This is a genomic window from Agromyces sp. NPDC055658 (assembly GCF_053618155.1).
In genome coordinates, this window is the sequence record NZ_JBSHHD010000118.1 from 1 (window position 1) to 1227 (window position 1227).

Sequence of the window (1227 nt, forward strand, 5' to 3'; positions counted from 1 at the left end):
GCCCCGTGCCGGTCGATGATGTCGGCCACCCGCGAATACGACAGCAGTCCGATATGCAACGGAATCCGGACCTTGTTGGTCCGCAGGATGTAATCCAGAACCCATCCCTCGGCGACCGCCTCATTCTTCGCAATCTTCCTCGTGATGCGTTTCCGGAACCTGTTCGGGTTCAACAAGCCATCGAGCAGCACCAGCCGCTGAACCTCACAACCACGCCGCTGAAGCTCCACAGCCAACGCATGAGCCACCACACCACCAAACGACCAGCCCAGAATCCGATAGGGCCCAACCGGATACAGCTCCTGGAGCCGATCGGCGTAGCTGACCGCCATGCTCTGAATCGACTCTGGCTCGGGCTCGCCATCGGCTGACGCTCGGTTGATCCCGACGATCGGACCATCCACATACCGGCCCAACGCCCGATACGACCAACTCAGCCCGAAACCGTCATGAACACAACACAGCGGAACCCCGTCGCCCGGTTTGAGCACTTCGACCGGGACCACTTCCTGCGAGCTCTCGGCCCGACCCACCTGCGCAGCCAAACCACGCACCGTCGGCGAATCGAACATCACCCGCACCGCCAACTCGGCACCCAAACTGGCATTCGCCGCAGCGATCACCCTCATCGCCGACAGCGAATCCCCACCCAGGTCGAAGAACGAGTCGTCGACCCCGACCCGCTCCAACCCGAGCACTTGGGCGTAGATGCCCGCCAGTATCTCCTCGGTGGGTGTGGTGGGGGCCCGGTAGCGGTCGACGTCGGAATATTCCGGGGCCGGTAGGGCCCGCCGGTCCAGCTTTCCGTTGACCGTCAACGGCACCGATTCCAACACCACGATCGCCGCCGGCACCATGTAGGCGGGCAGGCGCTCGCCCAGCGCGGCGCGAATCCGGACCGGATCGACTGCCCCAGGCGCCAACTCGGTGACGTACCCGATCAGGCGCTTATCGCCGGGACGATCCTCGCCGGCGATCACCACCGCCTGCCCGACCCCGTCCATATCGGCCAGCACCGACCGGATTTCGCCGAGTTCGATGCGGTACCCGCGGATCTTGACCTGCTCATCCGCACGGCCCAGGTACCGCAGCTGCCCGTCAGCACCCCACGACACCAGATCGCCGGTGCGATACATGCGTGTGCCCGCTCCACCGAACGGGCACGCCACGAACCGGGACGCAGACAGCCCAGCCCGGCGCACATACCCCACCCCGACACCGCGGCCT

1 protein-coding gene is annotated in these 1227 nt (G+C 65.4%); it reads right to left on the reverse strand.

Annotated features, from left to right (window positions below; genetic code table 11):
• Window positions 1-1136, reverse strand: a 1136-nt coding sequence (locus ACWGPE_RS18975; protein ID WP_452049310.1) for a thioesterase domain-containing protein, incomplete at its 3' end; no start/stop codon positions are given.
• Window positions 1137-1227 lie beyond the last annotated feature (91 nt).